The following is a 19564-nucleotide window of genomic DNA, read 5'->3' as shown; positions in this document are numbered from 1 at the left end:
TTCATCGGTCACACTGGCTGCAACACCGGCTCCGCTTTGCACCCGCAGGCTATGGCCCTGGGCTTTGAGTTTCTTCACCGTCTCGGGCGTGACAGCCACCCGGCTCTCGCCTGCCAGCGTCTCCTTTGGAATACCAATCAACATACTTCAACCTATTTACTTGTAATGAGATCAGGGACCAGCTACCGATGCACGGTATCAACCAGGGATGCGTGCGACATGCAGCAAGTTGGTCGTGCCGGAGCGACCGAAAGGAATACCTGCGATGACAACAATGTTGGAACCCGCCTGGGCAAAACCTTGTTGCACAGCGGTATGCGTTGCCCGTTCAATCATTTCTCCCACGTCGTGAACGTCTTCCACCTGCACCGGGTGAACCCCCCAGACCATGGACATACGGCGTGCCGTTTCAACGGACGGTGTCAGGCAAAGAATGGGGGATTGCGATCGTTCACGCGCAGCGCGCAGACTCGTGAAGCCTGAAGAGGTATAGGTCACGGTGACGGCAGAGGAGAGTGTCGACGCCACTTGTCGAAGCGACGCACAAATGGCATCGGAGGTGGCGCCAGGCGTTGGCGCATGCCCCTGTCCGATTCCGTCGCGGTACGGAGAACTCCCCTCTACTCTGGAGATGATGCGACGCATCATCTCCACCGATTCCAACGGGTACTTTCCGGATGCGGACTCAGCCGACAGCATGACGGCATCGACACCGTCGTATACCGCAGTAGCCACGTCGCTGACTTCGGCGCGGGTCGGCACAGGCGCATTCACCATGGATTCCAGCATCTGGGTGGCCACCACAACCGGTTTGCCGGCCTTGCGACAAGCACGCACAATGAGTCGCTGCAACTCGGGCACCTGCTCCGGAGGGAGTTCGACTCCCAGATCGCCACGCGCCACCATGATGCCGTCGCACAAATCGACAATGGCTTCCAGATGTTCGACGGCTGAAGGCTTCTCCAGCTTGGCCATGATCCAGGCGCGTGATCCGATGATGGCGCGTGCTTCTTCTATGTCCTGGGGGCGCTGCACAAAGGACAAGGCCACCCAGTCCACTCCCAGTGCCAAGCCAAACTCAAGATCTTCCCTGTCCTTGGGAGTTAGTGGTGAGATAGGCAATATGACACTGGGAACGTTGAGACCCTTACGGTCCGAAATCTGCCCGCCCACCATGACCGTCGTTTCAGCAAAGTCCGACCCGCAGCGGTCCACGCGCAGACGAAGCCTTCCGTCGTCCAGCAGCAATTCAGAACCTGGCTGCAAGGCGGCAAATATCTCGGGATGCGGCAGGTAGGCGCGTTGTGCGTGCCCGGGCTCGCTGCACATATCCAGGCGAAAGGTTTGGCCGCTGACCAGCGTTGCTTTGCCATCTTGAAAGGTACCAAGACGCAGCTTGGGGCCTTGCAGATCCAGAAGTACACCGATGGGGCGGGCATATTCCTTCTCCAGGTTGCGCAAGATCAGTAGCCGCCGTGCGTGATCTGCCTGCGTTCCGTGGCTGAAGTTGAGGCGAAATACATTCACCCCGAGTTCAAACAGGGCGCGTATGGTTGCCTCGTCCGACGTGGCCGGACCCAGTGTGGCAACAATTTTTGCCAGTCGGGAATTGTGCATAGGATGTTTCCAGTTTGTTTCGGCGGCTTATGCGAGCTTTTGCAGTCGGACCTGCCCCTGTTGGGTATCCAACATGCGCGCGAGCAGCTTTACCAAGGAGAACACCGTGTCAATATGGGGCGTTGGCGTATCGGTCAGGCGGGCCAACTCAACAACAGAGCCGACCAAAGCATCGATTTCAGGTGCGCGCCCGGCTTCCACGTCCTGCAGCATGGAAGTCTTGTGCCGACCGACCTTCTCGGCCCCGGCGATGCGCTTTTCGAGTGAAACCCGAAACTCAATCCCCAGCTTCTGGGCAACCGCTTGCGCCTCCAGCATCATGGAGGCAGCCAGATCACGCGTCAGCGGAAACTGGCAAATGTCTTCCAGCGTGGAGTGGGATAGACAACTGATGGGGTTGAAGGTCAGATTACCCCACAACTTCAGCCAGATCTCCGCACGTATATTGTCAAGAACCGGGGACTTGAATCCTGCGCGGGCAAAGCATTCCGACAGGCGCGTAACACGCGATGTAGTGGTGCCATCCAACTCACCGATGGGGAATCGATCCCCTTCGATATGTTTCACAATGCCGGGGGCAACAAGTTCGGAAGCAGGATACACCACGCACCCAATAATCTGCTGGCCCGGAATCGCACTGGCGATCTTGCCGGTGGGGTCAACGCTGCGTATGGGCGTGCCCGCGAATGTACCGCCGTGGTTGTCGAAATACCAGAAGGGTATGCCGTTTTGCATTGGCACGATCAAGGTCTGGGGTCCGATAAGTTTCGCGATATCGTCAACCACCGCTTCGACCTGGTGCGCCTTCATCGCCAATATGACGACGTCCTGTATGCCTGCTTCAGCATAGTCGTTGGTGGCGCGCACAGATGTGGCAACTTGCTTCTGGCCATCCGCCGAAATCAGCGTAAATCCATTCTCACGAATGGCAGCAAGATTGGCGCCACGTACGAGGAAAGTCACATCCTCACCAGCCAGTGCGAGTTTGGCTCCTACCAGGCCCCCAATAGAACCTGCACCTATCACCGCGATCTTCATTCTTGTCTCCTCATATTAAAATTTGTAACGGGCGCTAGCTAGCCATACACATTGGAAAGCGTGCCTATGCCATCGATCTCTACCTCAACGTGGCTTCCCGGCTTCATCGATCCGACACCTACGGAGGTTCCACAAAGAATGACGTCCCCGGGAAACAGCGTCAAATCCTGGGATATGAGGCTCACCAGTTTTTGAACCGGGAATCGCATGTCACTGACCGGGTAATGCTGTCGTGTCTCACCGTTCAGTCGGGTGCAGACACTCAATGTCGAAGGGTCGAGGCCGGTTGCCACAACGGGCCCCATCGGGCAAAACGTATCAAAACCCTTGGCCCGGTCCCACTGGGTAAACGATGCGTCCCGGTTCAATATGTCTGCAACGGTCACGTCGTTGGCACAGGTATACCCAAACACATGCGACAGTGCTTCTTCTTCGGGGACCGCTGTACACGTCTTGCCTATCACAATGCCAAGCTCCCCTTCGAAAACTACTTTTCCATCGCATCGAGGACGGCGAATGCTTTCCCCTGTGGCCAGAAATGAATTGGGCGCCTTGAGAAGGTAGAGGGGCTCGGCAGGTTCCGCCAGATTCAGCTTGGCGCCCAGGGCCTTGAAGTTGTTCCACAGCGCAATGACTTTGCTGGGTTGGGTAGGGGTCAGCACGCGCAATTGGGACAGCGGCAGAACAACGCCCGTCTTCTCCTTGCGGGAAAACATATCACCGTGATACTCATGGACCGAGTCATCGATCAAGGTTCCAAAACCCGTCTTGCCGGCATATTCAAAGCGAAGCCATTTGTTCTGCATGTCGTACTTTCAATGATTGGAGTTGTTGTGGCGAAAAATGACCCGATGATTTGCGCGTGTGGTTACTGATGCATTCACCTCAGAAACCAATCTGATGTGTGGATACATGTCGCCGTTGATAATTTCTGGAGAATTGCTTGGATGGACTGGATGCACGTGTGCAATATTCGGCCATCTTGGATTGGATGAGATCCGTCAAGAAGGTTGCGTCATACACCCGCAGCAGGTGAGGATGCTGTGCGTTCAAATAGTGCTGTATTTGTTCTGCAGGGCTATCGAACTGGCATGTGAGATCGGCATATATTTTTTCGTCCCAGTACCAGTTAAGTCCTATCTCATAGAAGGCGACGTTGTAGGCGTCGCGATCAATTCCGCTATATGTTGGCTGAGTGATTTCATCTTTGAACATTTACAACTCCATAAAAGTGATTGGGAATGCTGTCAATGTAGATTGAGCAACCCATAAATAAAAGTTAAAGATATTTATCAAGACCATTTGCTATGCGTTATGACTACGACGGTTCAACTGTGAATGCGCAAGCGCGCAGCAAGCCCCCTCCATTGAAGGCCAAAGGTATTCAAAATATTTCCGCCCGAGGCGGCAAAAGATCAAAACTGCCTATCCGGTGCCATGCACGCACCGGATAGCGGCATACCTATTAATTCCGTTTGGGACGGAATCGATAGGCTCGGAAAGCGTCGGAGTTACCTGTATTCATGGAGACCATCAGATGGCTCCTTCCTGACGCAGATTTTCGATTTCGCTGGTATTGAATCCAAGCTGTACCAGCACTTCATCCGTGTGCTCTCCCAGAAGCGGAGAGCGTGTAACCTCGGTGGGACTATCCGACAGTTTGATGGGATTGCCCACACTCAGATACTTACCACGCGTGGGATGATCCACTTCGACCAAGGTGCCAGATTCATACAGTGACCTGTCAGCCGCTATTTCCTTCATCGAAAGAATGGGACCGCAGGGGATGTCATATCGGTTGAGAATGTCCATGGCCTCGAACTTCGTCTTGGTCTGTGTCCATTGCTCAATGCGTGCAAAGATGGGCTTGAGATGCAGCAACCGTGCCTGCGGTGTGGCATAGGCCTCATCGGTGATCCAATCCTCTTCGCCAATGACCTTGCAAACTGCTGGCCACACTGCTGCTTGCGTAATGAAATAGATATACGCATTGGGGTCGGTTTCCCAGCCCTTGCACTTGAGAATGGCCCCTGGCTGTCCTCCGCCGGAGGCGTTGCCGGCGCGTGGCACCACGTCGCCAAATTTGCCATCGGGATATTGGGGATATTCGTGCATCGTATGGGTGCGTTCCAGACGTTGCTGATCCCGCAGTTTGACGCGGCACAGGTTGAGCACCGCATCTTGCATGGGAGCCAGCACCTGCTGTCCACGACCGCTGTGCGTGCGTTGGTAGAGTGCCGCCACGATGCCCAGTGCCAGATGCAGACCGGTTCCACTGTCACCAATCTGTGCACCTGTTACCAGAGGAGGGCCGTCGTCAAACCCAGTGGTCGATGCAGCACCGCCAGCACACTGGGCAACGTTTTCATAGACTTTGCAATCGGCATAGGGGCCTGGGCCAAATCCCTTGACTGACGCAACAATCAGGCGCGGATTGAGTTCCTGGATGCGTTCCCAGGTCAGGCCCATGCGCTCCAATACGCCAGGAGCGAAGTTCTCGACCATCACATCACAGGTTTTGATCAGGCGATCCAGAACGGCCATACCACCCTTTTTCTTGGTGTTGATGGTGACCGAGCGCTTGTTGTGGTTGAGCATCGTGAAGTAGAGGCTGTCCACTCCAGGAATGTCACGCAGTTGTCCGCGTGTTGCGTCCCCTTCGCCGGGGCGCTCTACCTTGATAACGTCTGCGCCGAACCAGGCCAGCAGCTGCGTGCAGGTAGGCCCTGATTGGACATGTGTGAAGTCGAGGACTTTTACCCCGTCTAGCGCCTTCTTGCTCATCATTTGTCTTCCTGGCTCTATTTATTACTTAGTTTCGCCTCAAGTTCCGCTACACGTTTGCGCAACGCCTGGTCTTCGTTGAATCGGTTGGTTTCCTCACGGATTACCGAAGCTATGGCATTGACTTTGCCATCCGGCGCATACAGCAGCGCTACCGTGAAGGCAATGGACATCTTTTTACCTTGCTTGTCGACGGCAGGAACCCGCAGCACATCGGAGCCATATTTGGTGACACCGCTGGCCATCGTCTGGTGATAGCCCTCCCAATGGCGCCCACGCAGCCGTTCCGGGATGATGATGTCCATGGAACGGCCCATTGCCTCAGCCGCGGTGTAGCCAAACATGCGCTCGCAAGCTGCATTCCAATAGGTAATTGCACCAGTCGCATCACACACCATGACTGCATCGCCCAGTGCGGCTACCAGCGCTGCGGGATCTATGTCTTGCATGAACTTCTCCAATGATGTCATGAGGACTGGGTCGTCGTCTGGCTACGAATACAACCCAGTCAATTTGGCTATTGTGCTCAGACAGCCTTGGCTGTGCGCAAGGACTTGATCTGTTCGCTGCTATAGCCCAGTTCGGCAAGTACCTCGTCGGTATGTTCGCCCAACAGGGGAGAGGCAGTGACCGTGGGTTTCAGGTCGGAGAACTTGATGGGGCTGCCGACCGTGAAGTAGCTGCCGCGTACCTTGTGTGGCACTTCCACAATGGAGCCGCTGGCACGCAGTGACTTGTCATGCAGGAGTTCTTTCATGGACAGCACGGGTGCGCAGGGGATGTCAAACTTGCGGAAGATGTCGACTGCTTCGTACTTGGTCTTGTCTTTGATGAAGTCTTCAATGGTGGCGAAGATGTCCATGATGTGCGGCTGACGTCCGCGTGGCGTGTTGTACGCAGGATCTTCCTTCCATTCCGGTTTGCCCAGTGCATCGCAGATGGGGCCCCAGGCATGCCCCTGAATGGTGAAGTAGATGTAGGCATTGGGATCGGTTTCCCAGCCCTTGCACTTCAGAATCCAGCCCGGCTGGCCGCCACCGCCCGCGTTTGCACCGCGTGGTACCACACCGTCCTTGAACGCTTCCATTTCGTGCGGATACTGTGGGTACTCTTCCAGGTAACCCACGTTGTCCAAGCGGAGTTGGTCGCGCATTTTCACGCGGCACAGGTTCAGCACGGCATCCTGCATGGAGACGGCAACTTTCTGACCCTTGCCAGTCTTCTGCTTGCCAATATATGCAGTGAGAATACCGATTGCCAAGTGCATGCCGGTGTTGCTGTCGCCCAGCGCAGCAGAGCTGATCGTGGGGCCGGAATTCTCGCCTTTCCAGTAGCCGGTTGTGGATGCTGCGCCACCTGCGCACTGGGCCACGTTCTCGTAAACCTTCAGGTCCTCGTAGTGGTGTCCGTCGCTGAAGCCTTTGACCGACGCCAGAATCATGCCGGGGTTCAGACTTTGGATGCGTTCCCATGTAAAGCCCATGCGATCCAGGGCACCAGGACCGAAGTTTTCCACCATCACGTCAGATTCCTTGATCATCTTCTCCAGGATGGCCTTGCCCTCTGGCGTCTTGGTGTCGAGTGTCAACGAGCGCTTGTTGCTGTTGAGCATGGTGAAGTACAACGCATCGGCTTCGGGAATGTCGCGCAGTTGGCTCCGCGTGACGTCACCGGATCCTGGACGCTCCACCTTGATCACGTCAGCTCCGAACCAGGCCAGCATCTGGGTGCATGCAGGACCTGCTTGCACGTGCGTGAAATCGATGATCTTGATACCGCTGAGTGGTTTGTTTGACATTTTGCTATCTCCTGTAAATGGCTCTTGTTGACTAACTTACGAACTTATTTCTTCTGTGCGGCAGTCTGCGGATTCAAGCTGGTAATCCGTCCGCTTTCTGTACCCGCAGTCTCATCGATCACCGCATTGATCAAGGTGGGTTTGCCCGACGCAATGGCCTCTTTCAGTGCCTTGCTCAGCTCTGCTGGTGTGGTTGCATTGACGCCCACGCCACCGAAGGCTTCCATCATCACGTCGTAGCGCGCACCTTTGACGAACACCGTGGGAGCAACATCGGCTCCACCCGACGGGTTGACATCGGTGCCGCGATAAACGCCGTTGTTATTGAAGACAATCACGCACACAGGCAGCTTGTAGCGGCAGATGGTCTCCACTTCCATACCGCTGAAGCCGAAGGCGCTGTCCCCTTCGATGGCGATGACAGGCTTGCCGGTAACCACAGCGGCTGCGACGGCATAGCCCATGCCGATGCCCATGATGCCCCAAGTACCTACATCCAGTCGCTTGCGAGGTTGGTACATGTCCACGATGCTGCGGGTGAAGTCCAGCGTATTGGCACCCTCGTTGACGAGCACAGCCTCGGGATTGGCCTTGACGATCTCCCGGATTGCCGCCAGGGCACTATGGAAGTTCATGACAGGCGGATTCTTGGCCAAGGTCTCCGCCATCTTGACCACGTTCTTGTCGCGGCGCTCGTACACTGCAGACGTCCAGTCGGCAGGTGCTTTGGCCCAGTTGGCGCCCATGCCATCCACCAGTGCGGACACACAGGAGCCGATGTCTCCCACCAAGGGTGCAGCGATGGCAACGTTACTGTCCATTTCGGTCGGCGCAATGTCGATCTGGATGAACTTGCGGTCCTTCGCCTTGTCACCTCCCCAGGTCTTGCCCTTTCCATGCGACAGCAGCCAATTCAGACGAGCGCCAACCAGCAGCACAACGTCTGCTTCTGCCAGCACATACGAGCGTGCAGCAGATGCCGATTGCGCATGGTTGTCGGGCAACAACCCTTTGGCCATGGACATGGGCAGATAGGGAATGCCTGACTTCTCCACCAGCGCGCGAATGCTCGCATCTGCCTGGGCATAGGCTGCGCCCTTGCCCAACAGGATCAGGGGACGTTTGGCATCCTTCAACAACGTCAAAGCGCGTTGCACCGAGTCGGGTGCAGGAATCTGGCGCGGCGCGGCGTCCACAACTTTGATCAACGAACGTTTGCCCGCCTGCGCCTCCATGGTCTGTGAAAACAGTTTGGCAGGCATATCAAGATAGACACCACCGGGACGCCCGGACACAGCCGATCGGATGGCACGCGCGATGCCGACGCCAATGTCTTCAGCGTGCAACACGCGATAGGCCGCCTTGCACAGGGGTTTGGCAATGGCGAGTTGATCCATTTCCTCGTAGTCACCCTGCTGCAAATCCACGATTTCACGCTCGCTGGACCCGCTGATAAGAATCATGGGGAAACAATTGGTCGTAGCGTTGGCCAAAGCAGTCAAGCCGTTCAGGAAGCCGGGGGCTGACACCGTCAGACAAATGCCGGGCTTTTGTGTCAAAAAGCCGGCAATGGCTGCTGCGTTGCCCGCATTTTGTTCGTGACGGAAAGAAATGACGCGAATCCCCTCAGCCTGCGCCATACGGGTCAGGTCTGTGATGGGAATGCCGGGGAGCCCGTAGATGGTATCTATCCCGTTGAGTTTGAGGGCATCTATGACGAGGTGAAATCCGTCTGTCATTTCTTGCGTGGCCGATTCGTTTGGCATGATGGGTTGTCTCTTTCTTCTTGACTTCGGGGGCAAACGCGTTGGATGATCTTGAAGGTCCAAGGTGGTGACGACTTGGCCCCTCTTCTTTCCGGTCGCTTTTGCCTACTTTCCACACAGTGCTACAACGTATACTTCTGTGCTTGGATCAAGTATCAATTGGGCGTTATCGACCAACGAATGACGGCGGTCAAGATTCTGAAAAAAAAGGAAACGGGTCTAGATATGACTCCCTTGGTTGATCATCCGGAGCACAACGTAATCCGCTTGCAGATAAAGAAACACAAGTCGCTGCAGGGCTTGAGTGCGGAGGACTTTGCGGCGCTGGAGCCCCATCTGGAAATTATTGATGCCCGCAAGGGCGACTTCTTGCGCAATCAGGGCGTCCGCGACATGGCGCAGTATTTTGTTCTCGAAGGCATTCTCAAACGTGTCGTGTCCAATCCTGCCGGCAAGGAAATGATTCTGCGGTTTTCGGGTGAGGCAGACATGGAAACCAGCTACGCTGCGTGGCGAACGGGCACACCCACTCCGTATGCCATCGTCAGCGTTACCAAGTCGCGAGTGGCCTGTCTGCCGCTGGTGGATTGGGTCGCCTTCCTCGAAAAGCGTCCACAGCTGTTGCAGCAGTTCGAATTCAACGTCATGCAGGTGATGACCGAGATCATGGCGCACATCATTACCCTGCATCTGCTGGATGCGCCGGGGCGTTTTCAACGGTTCATGCGCAAGCACCCTGAAATGCTTGAACATCTCCCCCAGAAGGAACTGGCTTCCTACCTCAACCTTGCACCTGAGACCCTGAGTCGACTCAAGCACAGCGGCAAGATCTGATTGCTTGCCGCCTCTGTGTTTCCAGCCTCGGGGGTCGTCAGCGGTTAGGCCGTTTGCCGGACTCTCTGGTCTTGCTGCACGGTCAGCACCACTTTGCCGACATGGGAGGACTCCTGCACCAAGGCATGCGCTTGCGCTGCGGCGGTAAGTGGCAAGTGGCAGTGAATGATGGGGCGGATTTCTCCTGCCTCCACAAGGGGCCAGACGTTTTGCATCACACTCGCCACAACCTCTGCCTTGTTCTGTGGCGACAGGCTGCGCAGAGCTGTGGCGTGCAAGCTGCCGCGCTTTGACAGGAGTGTCCCAAGATTGATTTCCGCCTTGGTGCCACCCTGCAAACCAATCACCACAAGACGCCCCTTGTAGGCCAGACAGTCGACGTTCTTTCCCAGATACTTGGCACCCATGATGTCCAGAATGACATCGGCTCCGTGCCCAGCCGTATGCGCACGCATTTGCTCGACAAAGTCCTGTTCGCGGTAGTTGATCAGCAGTTCGGCTCCCAGCGCGCGACAGCGCTCCAACTTGTCGGCGCTTCCCGCTGTAACCGCAACTCTGGCGCCCAGGCGTCGGGCCATCTGGATTGCCATGGTCCCAATACCGCTACCCCCGCCGTGTACCAGCAGCCATTCACCGGCTTGAAGACCGGCCACCATGAACAGGTTGTTCCAGACCGTGCAAACCACCTCCGGCAAGGCGGCTGCGTCTTCCAAGGGTAGCGACGCCGGCACCGGCAGCAGTTGCGCGGCCGGAACCGCCACTTTTTGCGCATAACCACCACCTGACAACAGGGCGCACACGGGATCACCCACAGACCATCCGCGTACGGCTTCGCCCACTTCGCTTATGCGACCGCTCACCTCAAGACCAGGCCAGTCTGGTGCGCCCGCGGGTGCGGGATAGAACCCTTGGCGTTGCAGCAGATCTGCGCGATTGACGGCCGTAGCCACCACGTCGATGACAACTTCCCCGGGCGCGGCATGCGGGTCGGGTGCATCGGTGTATTGAAGAACTTCCGGCCCTCCGGGCTGGGAGATACCCATGATTTTCATGATCTGGTCAGTCGGTTAAAAGAGGTTGTTGGATGGAGTGCATGGGGCACCAAGTCCCCGTCGAGGAGGTGCATTTTTAGCGCACTGTAACGAAGTTGCAATCCACCGTCCACACGAATGGCCATTTCGCAGAACGGCTTTCGCAAGCAAATCTGCTCCAACAGGCGACCCTGTGTGAGCCTGTTGTGTTCTATGTCGCCAAGTGACTACTGCGCCCAGCAGTAGCGCACGCTGGCCATGCCCAGGGCAAACAGGTAGGCATACATGAAGCGGTCAATCCCGGCCAGTGTCTGCCCTTTGCGTGTGCGCAGTTTGCCCAGCAGCACGGTGGATAGCGCAGCCAGCAGGGGCACCAGCAGGAGTGTGGCCAGACGGCCGTTGTGGCTGTGCGCCAGCGAGTGCGAAAACACCAGCAGGCTGAGCGCCCCCACGATCAGACCCAGCACGGAATAGCCAATCATCAGACGCCAGCCACTGCGGGGCTGCGCATCGGCATTGCGGCGCGTGAGGTGGATGCCGACCTCGGCCAGTGCTTCAAACAGCACTTGCAGAATCAGCTCGCCAAAGATCTCGAACAGTACTTCAAAAATGAATTCCATGGTCAGGCCCGTGCATGCGTGCCCGCCATGGTAACCACTACCACGGCCTAGGCAGCAACCTCTGCCGCGGCGTTGGGGCGGCCAATGGCCTCGGCCACGATGACGGCCTGCAGCAGGCCTTCTTCACCGCGGGCGTTGGGCATGTATTGCTTGGTGATGCTGAGCTTGACCTGCGGCTTGGGCGCACCCATTTCCACCACGGCGTCATGGGCCAGTTGCTCGGCCAGGGCTTGTGCTTCGGCCAGCGCTTCGTGCGGATTGGTGAACTGCTTGGTGCTGGCGTAGGAATGCAGACGGAACAGGCCGGTGCCGTCGCCCATCACTTCCACCGTCACGCTGTGCGCCACCACGCCAGTGGCTGCGCCCACGGCATTGGCCACTTCGCAGAATTCGGGGAACACCAGCTCGCAACCCAGGCGGCGCTGCACTTCTTCGTAGTACACCTTCACCGGGCCGCCCACGGCCACCACGGGAATGGTGGGTTTGAGGCTGACCGCTGCCAACCCCAGCTTGCCGTCACCCGTGCACACGGCCTGGGTGAGCGCGTTGTCGGCCATGTCCACACCAAAGGCGGTTTGCAGAATGGCCAGGCCGGTCAGGCGCACGGTCTCGGACCACACCTGGGTCGCAAAGGCACGGGTACGCTCCGGCGTGGGCATCTTCATGTCGCGCAAACGGGTGGCCAGCTGCGTGGCCATGGTGGCTGCCTCCGCGGACCAGTTGCCTTGCAGGCCCAGCACGTGCGACACGTCCGAGGGGGTGAGGCTGCTGACCTGGATCAGGCCCTTGCGCTGCAGGCTGCTGATGGCGCGCTGGGCGCTCAAGGACGTAGCCAGCTTGCGCATGGGCTTGGGCTCGTGCGTGATGGTTTGCAGCATCTCGGCTTCGCGTGCGCTCAGGCCATTGGCAGCTTTGTCGCTATCGGCGGCAAAGGGCAGCAGCACGAATTTGCCGTGCATGGAACCGCCGCCTTCCACATCGTCCAGATCGGCGCGCAGCATGGACAGCATCGCGGGATAGCGTGCCGCAATCAGCGATACCGGCGCCACGCGTTGCGGGCCGACAGTGATCTTGCCATTGGCCAGCGCGGTGATCTCGCTGTCGCCGCCCAGACCGATGGTGCGCACGTCGATGGCCCGCACCATGGTGCGCCAGCCGCCCACTTCGGCGCCTTCCTCTTTTACCTTGGGGCGGCCGTCGATGAGCAGGCCCAGATCGGTGGTGGTGCCCCCCATGTCGGAGAGGATGAAGCTGTCCAGGCCGCTGAGCCACTGCGCGCCCACCAGGCTGGCAGCGGGGCCGGAGAGCACCGTCTCGATCGGGCGTGTGGCTACTGATTCAGCCAATGCCAGCGAGCCGTCGCCCTTGACGATCATCAGCGGGCAGGCAATGTCCAGCTGGGCCATGGCGCGTTGCACCGCGTCGATCAGACCCGAGATGCGCGGGATCAGCCGGGCGTTGAGCACAGCCGTGAGTGCGCGCCGCGGCGCGTCCAGCGCGGAAGAGAGTTCGGTAGACAGCGTGACCGGTTTGCCGGTGCGTGCCACGATGATGTCGCGCGCTTCGTGCTCGTGGGCCGCGTTGCGCACCGCGAAAGTGGATGCCACCGAGAACGCGTCAACCTTGGCGTTCATGCCCGTCAGTGCGGCTTCCAGCGCTGCGGTATCCAGCGGGCAGATCGCATCACCGGCATGGTTGTGGCCACCGGCCACCACGGCCATGGGAATGTCGGGGAAGGCCTTGGCAATGCCGGTGCGCTCCACCATGGCGGCATCGAAGCCGATGAGCACCACGCCCGTGGCGCTGCCATGGCCTTCGACCACGGCATTGGTTGCCAGGGTGGTGGATACCGACACCATGGCGATGCTCTGCGGCGGTACCTCGTGCGGCAGTTTGGCCAGCGCTTGGGTAATGGCCTCGGCCACGCCCACGGCCAGATCGCCCTTGGTGGTGATGGCCTTGGCCGTGGCAATGATGCGGTGGCCGCGCGCCTCGATGACCGCGGCATCGGTATAGGTGCCACCGGTGTCTACACCGATGAGGTAGCTGACAGAAGCAGGTGCCGCGGGCTTGTCCGTCCCCGCCATCACGACTCAGTCTTGCCTGCGCTACCGGCGCGGCGGCCACGTCCGCGGTTCAGCGTGGCGCCTGCAGCAGCACCACCAGCGCGGCTTTGCTCGCCGCCCCACTGGGCGCGTGCGCCGGTAGAAACTTCACCCAACGCGGCCACCACTTCTTCCAGCTCGGGGGCCGGGCCTTTGGTGTGGGCGTCCAGCGCATCCTTCATGGCCTTGAGGTGCTTCGGTGATGTGCCGCAGCAGCCGCCGATGATGCGTGCGCCGGAGTCCAGCGCCATGCGGGCGTACACAGCCATCAGTTCAGGCGTGCCGTTGTAGACGATCTTGCCCTCCACGTACTGCGGAATGCCGCAGTTGCCCTTGGCCACCAGCACCGCTTCCGGGCCCATGGCGGTAGACAGGTTGTGGATGCAGGCCACCATCTCAGAAGCGCCCACGCCGCAGTTGCTGCCGCAGGCAGCCAGGTGCGGTGTCAGCGTCTTTTGCAGGTCGGCGAAATCGCTGGGCGAAATGCCCATCATGGAGCGGCCATTGGTGTCAAAGCTCAGTGTGCACACCACGGGCAGACCCACGCTGCCGGCACCCGCCACAGCGGCTTCCACTTCCTCGCGCGAGGACATGGTCTCTATCCACATCACGTCGGCACCACCGGCGGCCAGCGCACGGGCCTGCTCGGCAAAGGCTTCTTCAGCCTGCGCCTTGGTCAGCGGGCCGATAGGCTCCATGATTTCGCCGGTGGGGCCGATGCTGCCGGCCACCACCACGGGGCGACCGGCTTTGTCGGCTACAGCGCGCGCAATGCGTGCGGCTGCCGTATTGAGCTCGGCCACGCGGTCTTGCGCCTTGTGCAGCTTGAGCCGGTATTGGGTGCCGCCAAAGCTGTTGGTGAGGATGATGTCGGCACCGGCATCCACAAAGCTCTGGTGCAGCTTGGTGATGCGGTCCGGGTGCTCGGTGTTCCACAGCTCGGGCGCATCACCGGACATCAGGCCCATGTCAAACAGGTTGCTGCCGGTAGCGCCATCGGCCAGCAGCCAGGGACGGGTTGCAAGTAGTTCGGTGAAGCGGTTGGGGGCAGTGGATGTCATGGGGCAGTCGGGCCCTTTGCAGGGCGTGCGAAGTGGAGTCGTTGGACCCTCGATTTTGCCTGAGAGTCAAAGCCCATGACTGTGGCCCAGTAAAGGGGACGTCCGCATGCAGAACGGCGGCGCACAAGCTGGTGTGGGTCGACAGCACCGGGGCAGATGGTTACGCGAATGTCCCCCGGCCTTCGGCCTCCTCCTTTATTTCGCTTCACCATCCGCCCCGATACTGTCGACTGCGAGCAGTGTTGGTGTGTAGTGACTGAACTGCCCATGAATACCAAGAAGGCGACCAGATTCCAACCTGTGGTCCCCTATAGCTTCAGCGTTGCTGCGTCTGCCAGTTCGGGTGCACCCAGGCCGGCGCCTTGGAAGGCGGCAGGGCCGTGCCCTTGATGGCGTCGGCAATCTTCTCGGCCATCATGATGGTGGGCACGTTGAGGTTGCCGCTGACGATCAGGGGCATGATGGATGCGTCCACCACGCGCAGGTTCTGCACGCCGTGCACCCGGCCCTGGCTGTCCACCACGGCCATGTCGTCGGTGCCCATGCGGCAGGAGCAACTGGGGTGGTAGGCGGTTTCGGCTTGGTTGCGGATGTGCTCGTCGATTTCGGCGTCGCTCTGTACTTGCGATGTGGGCGACAGCTCCTCTGCGCGGAAACGGTCAAAGGCCTTTTGTGCGAACACCTCGCGGGTCAGGCGGATGGCGGCACGGAATTCCTTGCGGTCCTGCTCGTTGCTCATGTAGTTGAACACAATGGCGGGTGCGTCCAGGTGGCTGGCTGTGCGGATGCGCACATGGCCGCGGCTGGTGGAGCGCATGGGGCCCACATGAGCCTGGAAGCCATGGCCTTCCACGGGTGAGTTGCCGTCGTAGCGCACTGCCATGGGCAGGAAGTGGTACTGCAGGTCGGGGTGCTTCACACCGGCGTCGCTGCGGATGAAGCCGCCGGACTCGAAGTGGTTGGTCGCGCCCAGCCCTTTTTGCGTGAGCAGCCACTGCGCGCCAATCATGCCCATGGCCAGCGGCTTGCTGGCCGAGTACAGCGTGATGGGTTCCTTGCAGGCGTACTGCACATAGGTTTCCAGGTGGTCCTGCAGGTTCTCGCCCACACCCTTGCGGTCGGCCACCACCATGATGCCCAGGGGCTTGAGCAGATCGGCGTTGCCGATGCCGGAGAGCTGCAGCAGCTGCGGTGAGTTGATGGCGCCGCTGCTGACGATGACTTCGCGCCGTGCCCGCACCTCGATGCGCTGGCCGCCGCAGTCCAGCGCCACGCCGACAGCGCGCGGGTTGTCCTTGCCTTCGAACAGGATCTTGCTGGCCAGCGTATTGGGCAGCAGCTTGACGTTGCCGCGCTTGAGAGCCGGGCGCAGGTAGGCCATGGCTGTGCTCCAGCGTCGGCCTTTGTAGGTCGTCATGTCCATGGGGCCGAAGCCCTCCTGCCGGTAGCCGTTCATGTCGGCGGTGTAGGCGTAGCCGGCTTGCTGCCCGGCTTCGATGAAGGCGTTGTACAGCGGGTTCTTGCACTCGCCGGTGTGCACGCGCAGCGGGCCTTCGCTGCCGCGGTACTCATCGCCACCCTTCTCGCGCGTTTCAGATTTGCGGAAGTAGGGCAGGCAGTGGGCGTAGCTCCAGTCGGGCAGGTTGAACTTCTCGGCCCAGCCGTTGTAGTCCTCGGCATTGCCACGGATGTAGACCATGCCGTTGATGCTGCTGGAGCCGCCAATGGTCTTGCCGCGCGGGCAGTGCACGCGTCGGCCGTTCATGCCGGGATCGGCTTCGGCCTCGTACATCCAGGTGTAGCGCGGGTTGGCCATGGGGTAGGCAAAGCCGCTGGGCATGTGGATGAAAAGGTTGTGGTCCATGGGGCCGGCCTCGACCACCAGGATGCGGGTGTTCAGGTCTTCGCCCAGGCGGTAGGCCAGGGTGCTGCCGGCCGAACCGGCGCCGATGATGATGTAGTCGAATTCTTTTTCCATGGCTTTATTTTGGCGAAAGTTGGTGTTGGGTCGAATTGCCTGTGAGGTCAAAGTCCTCTATGCGGCCTGGTGTACGCCGTGGGCGCTGGGGTGAATGCTTCCGCGGCTGTCCCCCGCCCTTCGGGCTCCTCCTTTATGCCGCTGCACCATCCACCCCAGCGCCCACGGCAGCCAGCCGGGTTGGTACGCCAAAACTGCAGAACGACCAGGGTACAAATTCTGCGCGCACTAACAGTGCAGCCTGACGCAGGACGGCATGGCCCTCTGCGCCGGTAGGTAAAGGAGGAGGCCGAAGGCCGGGGGACACGGACGGCGCAGAGGGCCATGCCGTCCTGTGTCCGACGTAACCTGTGCCTTTGAGTGCAATGAGACAGCACGTTAGCTAAAAATGGAGGTGACTTTCAGCGATAGCCCGTGGCCACTTCACCCATCTCCACATACACTGTCTTGAGCTGCGTGTAGTGGTCCAGCGCGGCCATGCTGTTCTCGGAGCCGATGCCGGATTCGCCCACGCCGCCAAACGGCATCTCGATGGGCGTGATGTTGTAGTTGTTGATCCAGCAGATACCCGCCTTGAGCTGGCCCGCCACGCGGTGGGCCTTCTGGATGTTGGTGGTGAATACGCCAGCGGCCAGGCCAAAGCGGGATTGGTTGGCGCGGGCCACGGCCTCTTCTTCGGTATCGAAGGTCAGCATGGACAGCACCGGGCCGAAGATCTCTTCGCGCACGATGCGCATCTCGTCCTTGCAGTCGGCAAAGATGGTGGGCGCCACGAAATTGGAGCCCAGGCCGGGCACGGCCACACGCTCGCCGCCGCAGACCAGAGTCGCGCCTTCGGCCTTGCCGCTGGCGATGTAGTCCATCACCTTGGCGGTGTGTGCTTCAGAGATCAGCGCGCCCACTTCGGTTACCGGGTCCATGGGGTCGCCCACGCGCAGCAGCAGTGTGCGCTCCTTCAGACGGGCCAGGAACTTGTCGGCAATGCCGCGCTGCACGAAGACGCGGGTGCAGTTGGTGCAGACCTCGCCCTGGGTGTAGAAGTTGCCCATCATGGCTGCGGCCACGGCCTGCTCCAGGTCGGCGTCGTCAAAGATCACCAGGGGCGATTTGCCACCGAGCTCCATGGTCACGCGCTTGAGGGTTCCGGCAGCTGTCTGCATCACCTTCTTGCCGGTGGGAACCGAGCCGGTGACCGACACCTTGGCCACGCCTTCGTGTGCGGCCAGCATGGCACCGGTGGCGCCGCGGCCCTGCAGCACGTTGAACACGCCCGGCGGTACACCGGCTTCGAGGTAGACCTCGGCCAGCTTCACGGCGGTGGCCGGGGTCAGCTCGGAAGGTTTGAAGATCATGGCGTTGCCGGCGGCCAGCGCGGGGGCCGATTTCCAGCAGGCAATCTGGATGGGATAGTTCCAGGCGCCAATGCCCACGCACACGCCCAGTGGCTCCTTGCGGGTGTAGGCAAAGGCGTTCTTCAGCGGGTATTGCTGGCCGGTGAGGGTGGCGGCCGCGCCGGCAAAGTACTCGATGCAGTCAGCGCCGCTCATCACATCCACCACCAGGGCTTCCTGCAGCGGCTTGCCGCAGTCTTGCACTTCGAGTGCAGCAAGCTCCTCGTTGCGGCTGCGCAGGATGTCGGCGGCGCGGCGCAGAATGCGCCCGCGCTCAGTGCCGGTCATGGCAGACCACACGGCAAAGCCGGCTTGCGCAGCGGCAACAGCCGCGTCCACGTCGGCTTGCGTTGCGTCATGCACCGCGGCATAGGCTTTGCCGGTGGCGGGGTTGATGGAATCAAAACGCTCGCCACCGCCTTGCAGGTGTTTGCCGTTCACGAAACTGGAAATGCTTGCTTCACTCATATCAATCCTTGCGGGCTTGCAAAGCCCCAATAAAAAAACTCCGACCCGGCCAGGCCGCGTCGGAGTGTGCACCGTAAAAAAGCGGGGTGCTTACTTCAGCGCGGCCTTGACTGCTGCCAAACCGTCCTTGCCATCCAAGGTCGTCACGCCAGCCAGCCATTTGTCCACGGTGCCGGGGTTCTTCTTGAGGTAGTCCTTGGCAGCGACATTGGGCTTGACCTTCTTCAGGATGGGGCCCATGACTTGGTTCTCAATGTCGGTGGTGAACTGCAGGTTCTTCAGGAAGGTGTAGACGTTGGGGCACTTCTTCTCATACGAGGGAGGAATGGCGGTGTACACCTTGGCTTCGCCTAGGTTGGGTCCGAAGATGTCGTCGCCACCGGAGAGGTAGCTCATCTTCATCTGCACGTTCATGGGGTGGGGTTCCCAGCCCAGGAAGACGATGGCCTTGTTGTCCTTGATGGCGCGCTGGGCTTCGATCAGCATGCCCGCTTCGGAGGACTCAACCATCTTGAAGTTCTTCAGGCCGAACTTGTTGTCCTTGATCATGCCGGCGATCAGGGCGTTGCCGTCGTTGCCGGGTTCGATGCCATAGATCTTGCCGCCCAGGTCCTTCTCGAACTTGGCGATGTCGGCAAAGGTCTTCAAGCCCTTGTCAAACAGGTAGGTAGGTACGGCCAGGGTGTACTTGGCACCCACCAGGTTGGGCGTGTCCAGCACCTTGATGTCGCCTGCCTTCACAAAGGGCTCGATCTGCGGAGTCATGGAAGGATTCCAGTAGCCCAGGAACACGTCGATCTGCTTCTTCTTCATCCCGGCGAATGCAATTGGAATGGAGGCGATGGTGACGGTGGGCTTGTAACCCAGGCCTTCGAGCACCACAGACGCCATGCCGGTGGTGGCTGCGATGTCACTCCAGCCGACGTCGGCGAAATGCACGGTCTTGCAGCTCGCGTCATCGGCGAGTGCGGATTGGGCAGCCAGGGCTGCAATGGCGGTGACGATTCCTGCTACTTTCATCTTCATGGGGACACTCCTGTAAAAAAAGGACTTACGCTGTTGCCGGTTTTCGC

Annotated in this window: 16 protein-coding genes and 1 pseudogene; 1 reads left to right on the top strand and 16 read right to left on the bottom strand. The window is 59.5% G+C overall.

Going from position 1 to position 19564, the window contains the following annotated elements; genetic code table 11:
* The 9 genes and pseudogenes from AC1RMF_RS25110 to oxc form a co-directional block, all read right to left on the bottom strand.
* Window positions 1-144, bottom strand: a pseudogene (locus tag AC1RMF_RS25110) (NAD(P)(+) transhydrogenase (Re/Si-specific) subunit alpha); the annotation flags it as partial.
* A 54-nt stretch (window positions 145-198) separates the two neighbouring features.
* The gene (gene pyk, locus AC1RMF_RS25105; protein WP_342619642.1) at window positions 199-1617 is read right to left on the bottom strand and encodes a pyruvate kinase; all 1419 of its coding nucleotides are present in this window, start codon (window positions 1615-1617) and stop codon (window positions 199-201) included.
* A gap of 27 nt (window positions 1618-1644) precedes the next feature.
* Window positions 1645-2655 (bottom strand): 2-dehydropantoate 2-reductase, encoded by a 1011-nt coding sequence (locus tag AC1RMF_RS25100; protein ID WP_342619641.1) that lies wholly within the window; start codon window positions 2653-2655, stop codon window positions 1645-1647.
* Between the two features lie 38 nt (window positions 2656-2693).
* A complete protein-coding gene (locus AC1RMF_RS25095; RefSeq protein WP_342619640.1) occupies window positions 2694-3461 on the bottom strand; it encodes a fumarylacetoacetate hydrolase family protein in 768 nt (255 codons plus the stop codon).
* A 79-nt stretch (window positions 3462-3540) separates the two neighbouring features.
* The gene (locus AC1RMF_RS25090) at window positions 3541-3870 is read right to left on the bottom strand and encodes a hypothetical protein (protein ID WP_493145176.1); all 330 of its coding nucleotides are present in this window, start codon (window positions 3868-3870) and stop codon (window positions 3541-3543) included.
* A gap of 318 nt (window positions 3871-4188) precedes the next feature.
* Window positions 4189-5439: a formyl-CoA transferase gene (gene frc, locus AC1RMF_RS25085; protein WP_342621038.1), complete on the bottom strand. Its 1251-nt coding sequence runs from the start codon at window positions 5437-5439 to the stop codon at window positions 4189-4191.
* A gap of 17 nt (window positions 5440-5456) precedes the next feature.
* The gene (locus AC1RMF_RS25080; RefSeq protein ID WP_342619638.1) at window positions 5457-5888 is read right to left on the bottom strand and encodes a PAS domain-containing protein; all 432 of its coding nucleotides are present in this window, start codon (window positions 5886-5888) and stop codon (window positions 5457-5459) included.
* A gap of 77 nt (window positions 5889-5965) precedes the next feature.
* Window positions 5966-7237 carry a formyl-CoA transferase gene (frc, locus tag AC1RMF_RS25075; RefSeq protein WP_342619637.1) on the bottom strand — a complete coding sequence of 424 codons (1272 nt, stop codon included), beginning with the start codon at window positions 7235-7237 and terminating at the stop codon, window positions 5966-5968.
* A gap of 44 nt (window positions 7238-7281) precedes the next feature.
* Entirely contained in the window at window positions 7282-9003 is a 1722-nt protein-coding gene (oxc, locus tag AC1RMF_RS25070) for an oxalyl-CoA decarboxylase (protein WP_493145173.1), read from the bottom strand.
* Window positions 9004-9228: 225 nt separating this feature from the next.
* Between oxc and AC1RMF_RS25065 the strand changes: the two genes are divergently transcribed.
* Window positions 9229-9837, top strand: a complete 609-nt coding sequence (locus tag AC1RMF_RS25065; RefSeq protein ID WP_342619635.1) for a Crp/Fnr family transcriptional regulator — start codon at window positions 9229-9231, stop codon at window positions 9835-9837.
* Between the two features lie 44 nt (window positions 9838-9881).
* Here the strand turns inward: AC1RMF_RS25065 and AC1RMF_RS25060 are convergent, their stop codons facing one another.
* From AC1RMF_RS25060 to AC1RMF_RS25030, 7 genes are all read right to left on the bottom strand, one after another.
* Window positions 9882-10889 (bottom strand): NAD(P)H-quinone oxidoreductase, encoded by a 1008-nt coding sequence (locus AC1RMF_RS25060; RefSeq protein ID WP_493145171.1) that lies wholly within the window; start codon window positions 10887-10889, stop codon window positions 9882-9884.
* A 206-nt stretch (window positions 10890-11095) separates the two neighbouring features.
* Entirely contained in the window at window positions 11096-11488 is a 393-nt protein-coding gene (locus AC1RMF_RS25055) for a hypothetical protein (RefSeq protein ID WP_493145169.1), read from the bottom strand.
* A gap of 47 nt (window positions 11489-11535) precedes the next feature.
* Complete coding sequence (locus AC1RMF_RS25050; RefSeq protein ID WP_493145167.1) at window positions 11536-13575, bottom strand: hydantoinase/oxoprolinase family protein; 2040 nt, start codon at window positions 13573-13575, stop codon at window positions 11536-11538.
* Complete coding sequence (bmt, locus tag AC1RMF_RS25045; protein WP_493145165.1) at window positions 13575-14654, bottom strand: betaine--homocysteine S-methyltransferase; 1080 nt, start codon at window positions 14652-14654, stop codon at window positions 13575-13577. The genes AC1RMF_RS25050 and bmt overlap by 1 nt, the downstream gene beginning before the upstream one ends.
* Window positions 14655-14970: 316 nt before the next feature.
* Complete coding sequence (gene betA, locus AC1RMF_RS25040) at window positions 14971-16632, bottom strand: choline dehydrogenase (protein ID WP_493145163.1); 1662 nt, start codon at window positions 16630-16632, stop codon at window positions 14971-14973.
* Window positions 16633-17033: 401 nt separating this feature from the next.
* Window positions 17034-18491: a betaine-aldehyde dehydrogenase gene (gene betB / locus AC1RMF_RS25035; RefSeq protein WP_493145161.1), complete on the bottom strand. Its 1458-nt coding sequence runs from the start codon at window positions 18489-18491 to the stop codon at window positions 17034-17036.
* Between the two features lie 90 nt (window positions 18492-18581).
* A complete protein-coding gene (locus AC1RMF_RS25030; RefSeq protein WP_342619628.1) occupies window positions 18582-19517 on the bottom strand; it encodes a choline ABC transporter substrate-binding protein in 936 nt (311 codons plus the stop codon).
* Window positions 19518-19564: the final 47 nt, after the last annotated feature.

Source organism: Rhodoferax sp. GW822-FHT04A08 (genome assembly GCF_058801025.1).
Note: the sequence above shows the minus strand (reverse complement) of the source record. Positions and strands in the feature narration are given on the sequence as shown.

What these genes read in the sequence shown, in the direction of transcription:
- oxc (WP_493145173.1), bottom strand. Translation starts at nt 9,003, where the DNA reads ATGCCAAACGAATCGGCCACGCAAGAAATGACAGACGGATTTCACCTC.
- AC1RMF_RS25055 (WP_493145169.1), bottom strand. Translation starts at nt 11,488, where the DNA reads ATGGAATTCATTTTTGAAGTACTGTTCGAGATCTTTGGCGAGCTGATT.
- frc (WP_342619637.1), bottom strand. Translation starts at nt 7,237, where the DNA reads ATGTCAAACAAACCACTCAGCGGTATCAAGATCATCGATTTCACGCAC.
- AC1RMF_RS25030 (WP_342619628.1), bottom strand. Translation starts at nt 19,517, where the DNA reads ATGAAGATGAAAGTAGCAGGAATCGTCACCGCCATTGCAGCCCTGGCT.
- betB (WP_493145161.1), bottom strand. Translation starts at nt 18,491, where the DNA reads ATGAGTGAAGCAAGCATTTCCAGTTTCGTGAACGGCAAACACCTGCAA.
- AC1RMF_RS25100 (WP_342619641.1), bottom strand. Translation starts at nt 2,655, where the DNA reads ATGAAGATCGCGGTGATAGGTGCAGGTTCTATTGGGGGCCTGGTAGGA.
- AC1RMF_RS25060 (WP_493145171.1), bottom strand. Translation starts at nt 10,889, where the DNA reads ATGAAAATCATGGGTATCTCCCAGCCCGGAGGGCCGGAAGTTCTTCAA.
- AC1RMF_RS25065 (WP_342619635.1), top strand. Translation starts at nt 9,229, where the DNA reads ATGACTCCCTTGGTTGATCATCCGGAGCACAACGTAATCCGCTTGCAG.
- AC1RMF_RS25090 (WP_493145176.1), bottom strand. Translation starts at nt 3,870, where the DNA reads ATGTTCAAAGATGAAATCACTCAGCCAACATATAGCGGAATTGATCGC.
- frc (WP_342621038.1), bottom strand. Translation starts at nt 5,439, where the DNA reads ATGAGCAAGAAGGCGCTAGACGGGGTAAAAGTCCTCGACTTCACACAT.
- AC1RMF_RS25050 (WP_493145167.1), bottom strand. Translation starts at nt 13,575, where the DNA reads ATGGCGGGGACGGACAAGCCCGCGGCACCTGCTTCTGTCAGCTACCTC.
- pyk (WP_342619642.1), bottom strand. Translation starts at nt 1,617, where the DNA reads ATGCACAATTCCCGACTGGCAAAAATTGTTGCCACACTGGGTCCGGCC.
- AC1RMF_RS25080 (WP_342619638.1), bottom strand. Translation starts at nt 5,888, where the DNA reads ATGCAAGACATAGATCCCGCAGCGCTGGTAGCCGCACTGGGCGATGCA.
- bmt (WP_493145165.1), bottom strand. Translation starts at nt 14,654, where the DNA reads ATGACATCCACTGCCCCCAACCGCTTCACCGAACTACTTGCAACCCGT.
- AC1RMF_RS25095 (WP_342619640.1), bottom strand. Translation starts at nt 3,461, where the DNA reads ATGCAGAACAAATGGCTTCGCTTTGAATATGCCGGCAAGACGGGTTTT.
- betA (WP_493145163.1), bottom strand. Translation starts at nt 16,632, where the DNA reads ATGGAAAAAGAATTCGACTACATCATCATCGGCGCCGGTTCGGCCGGC.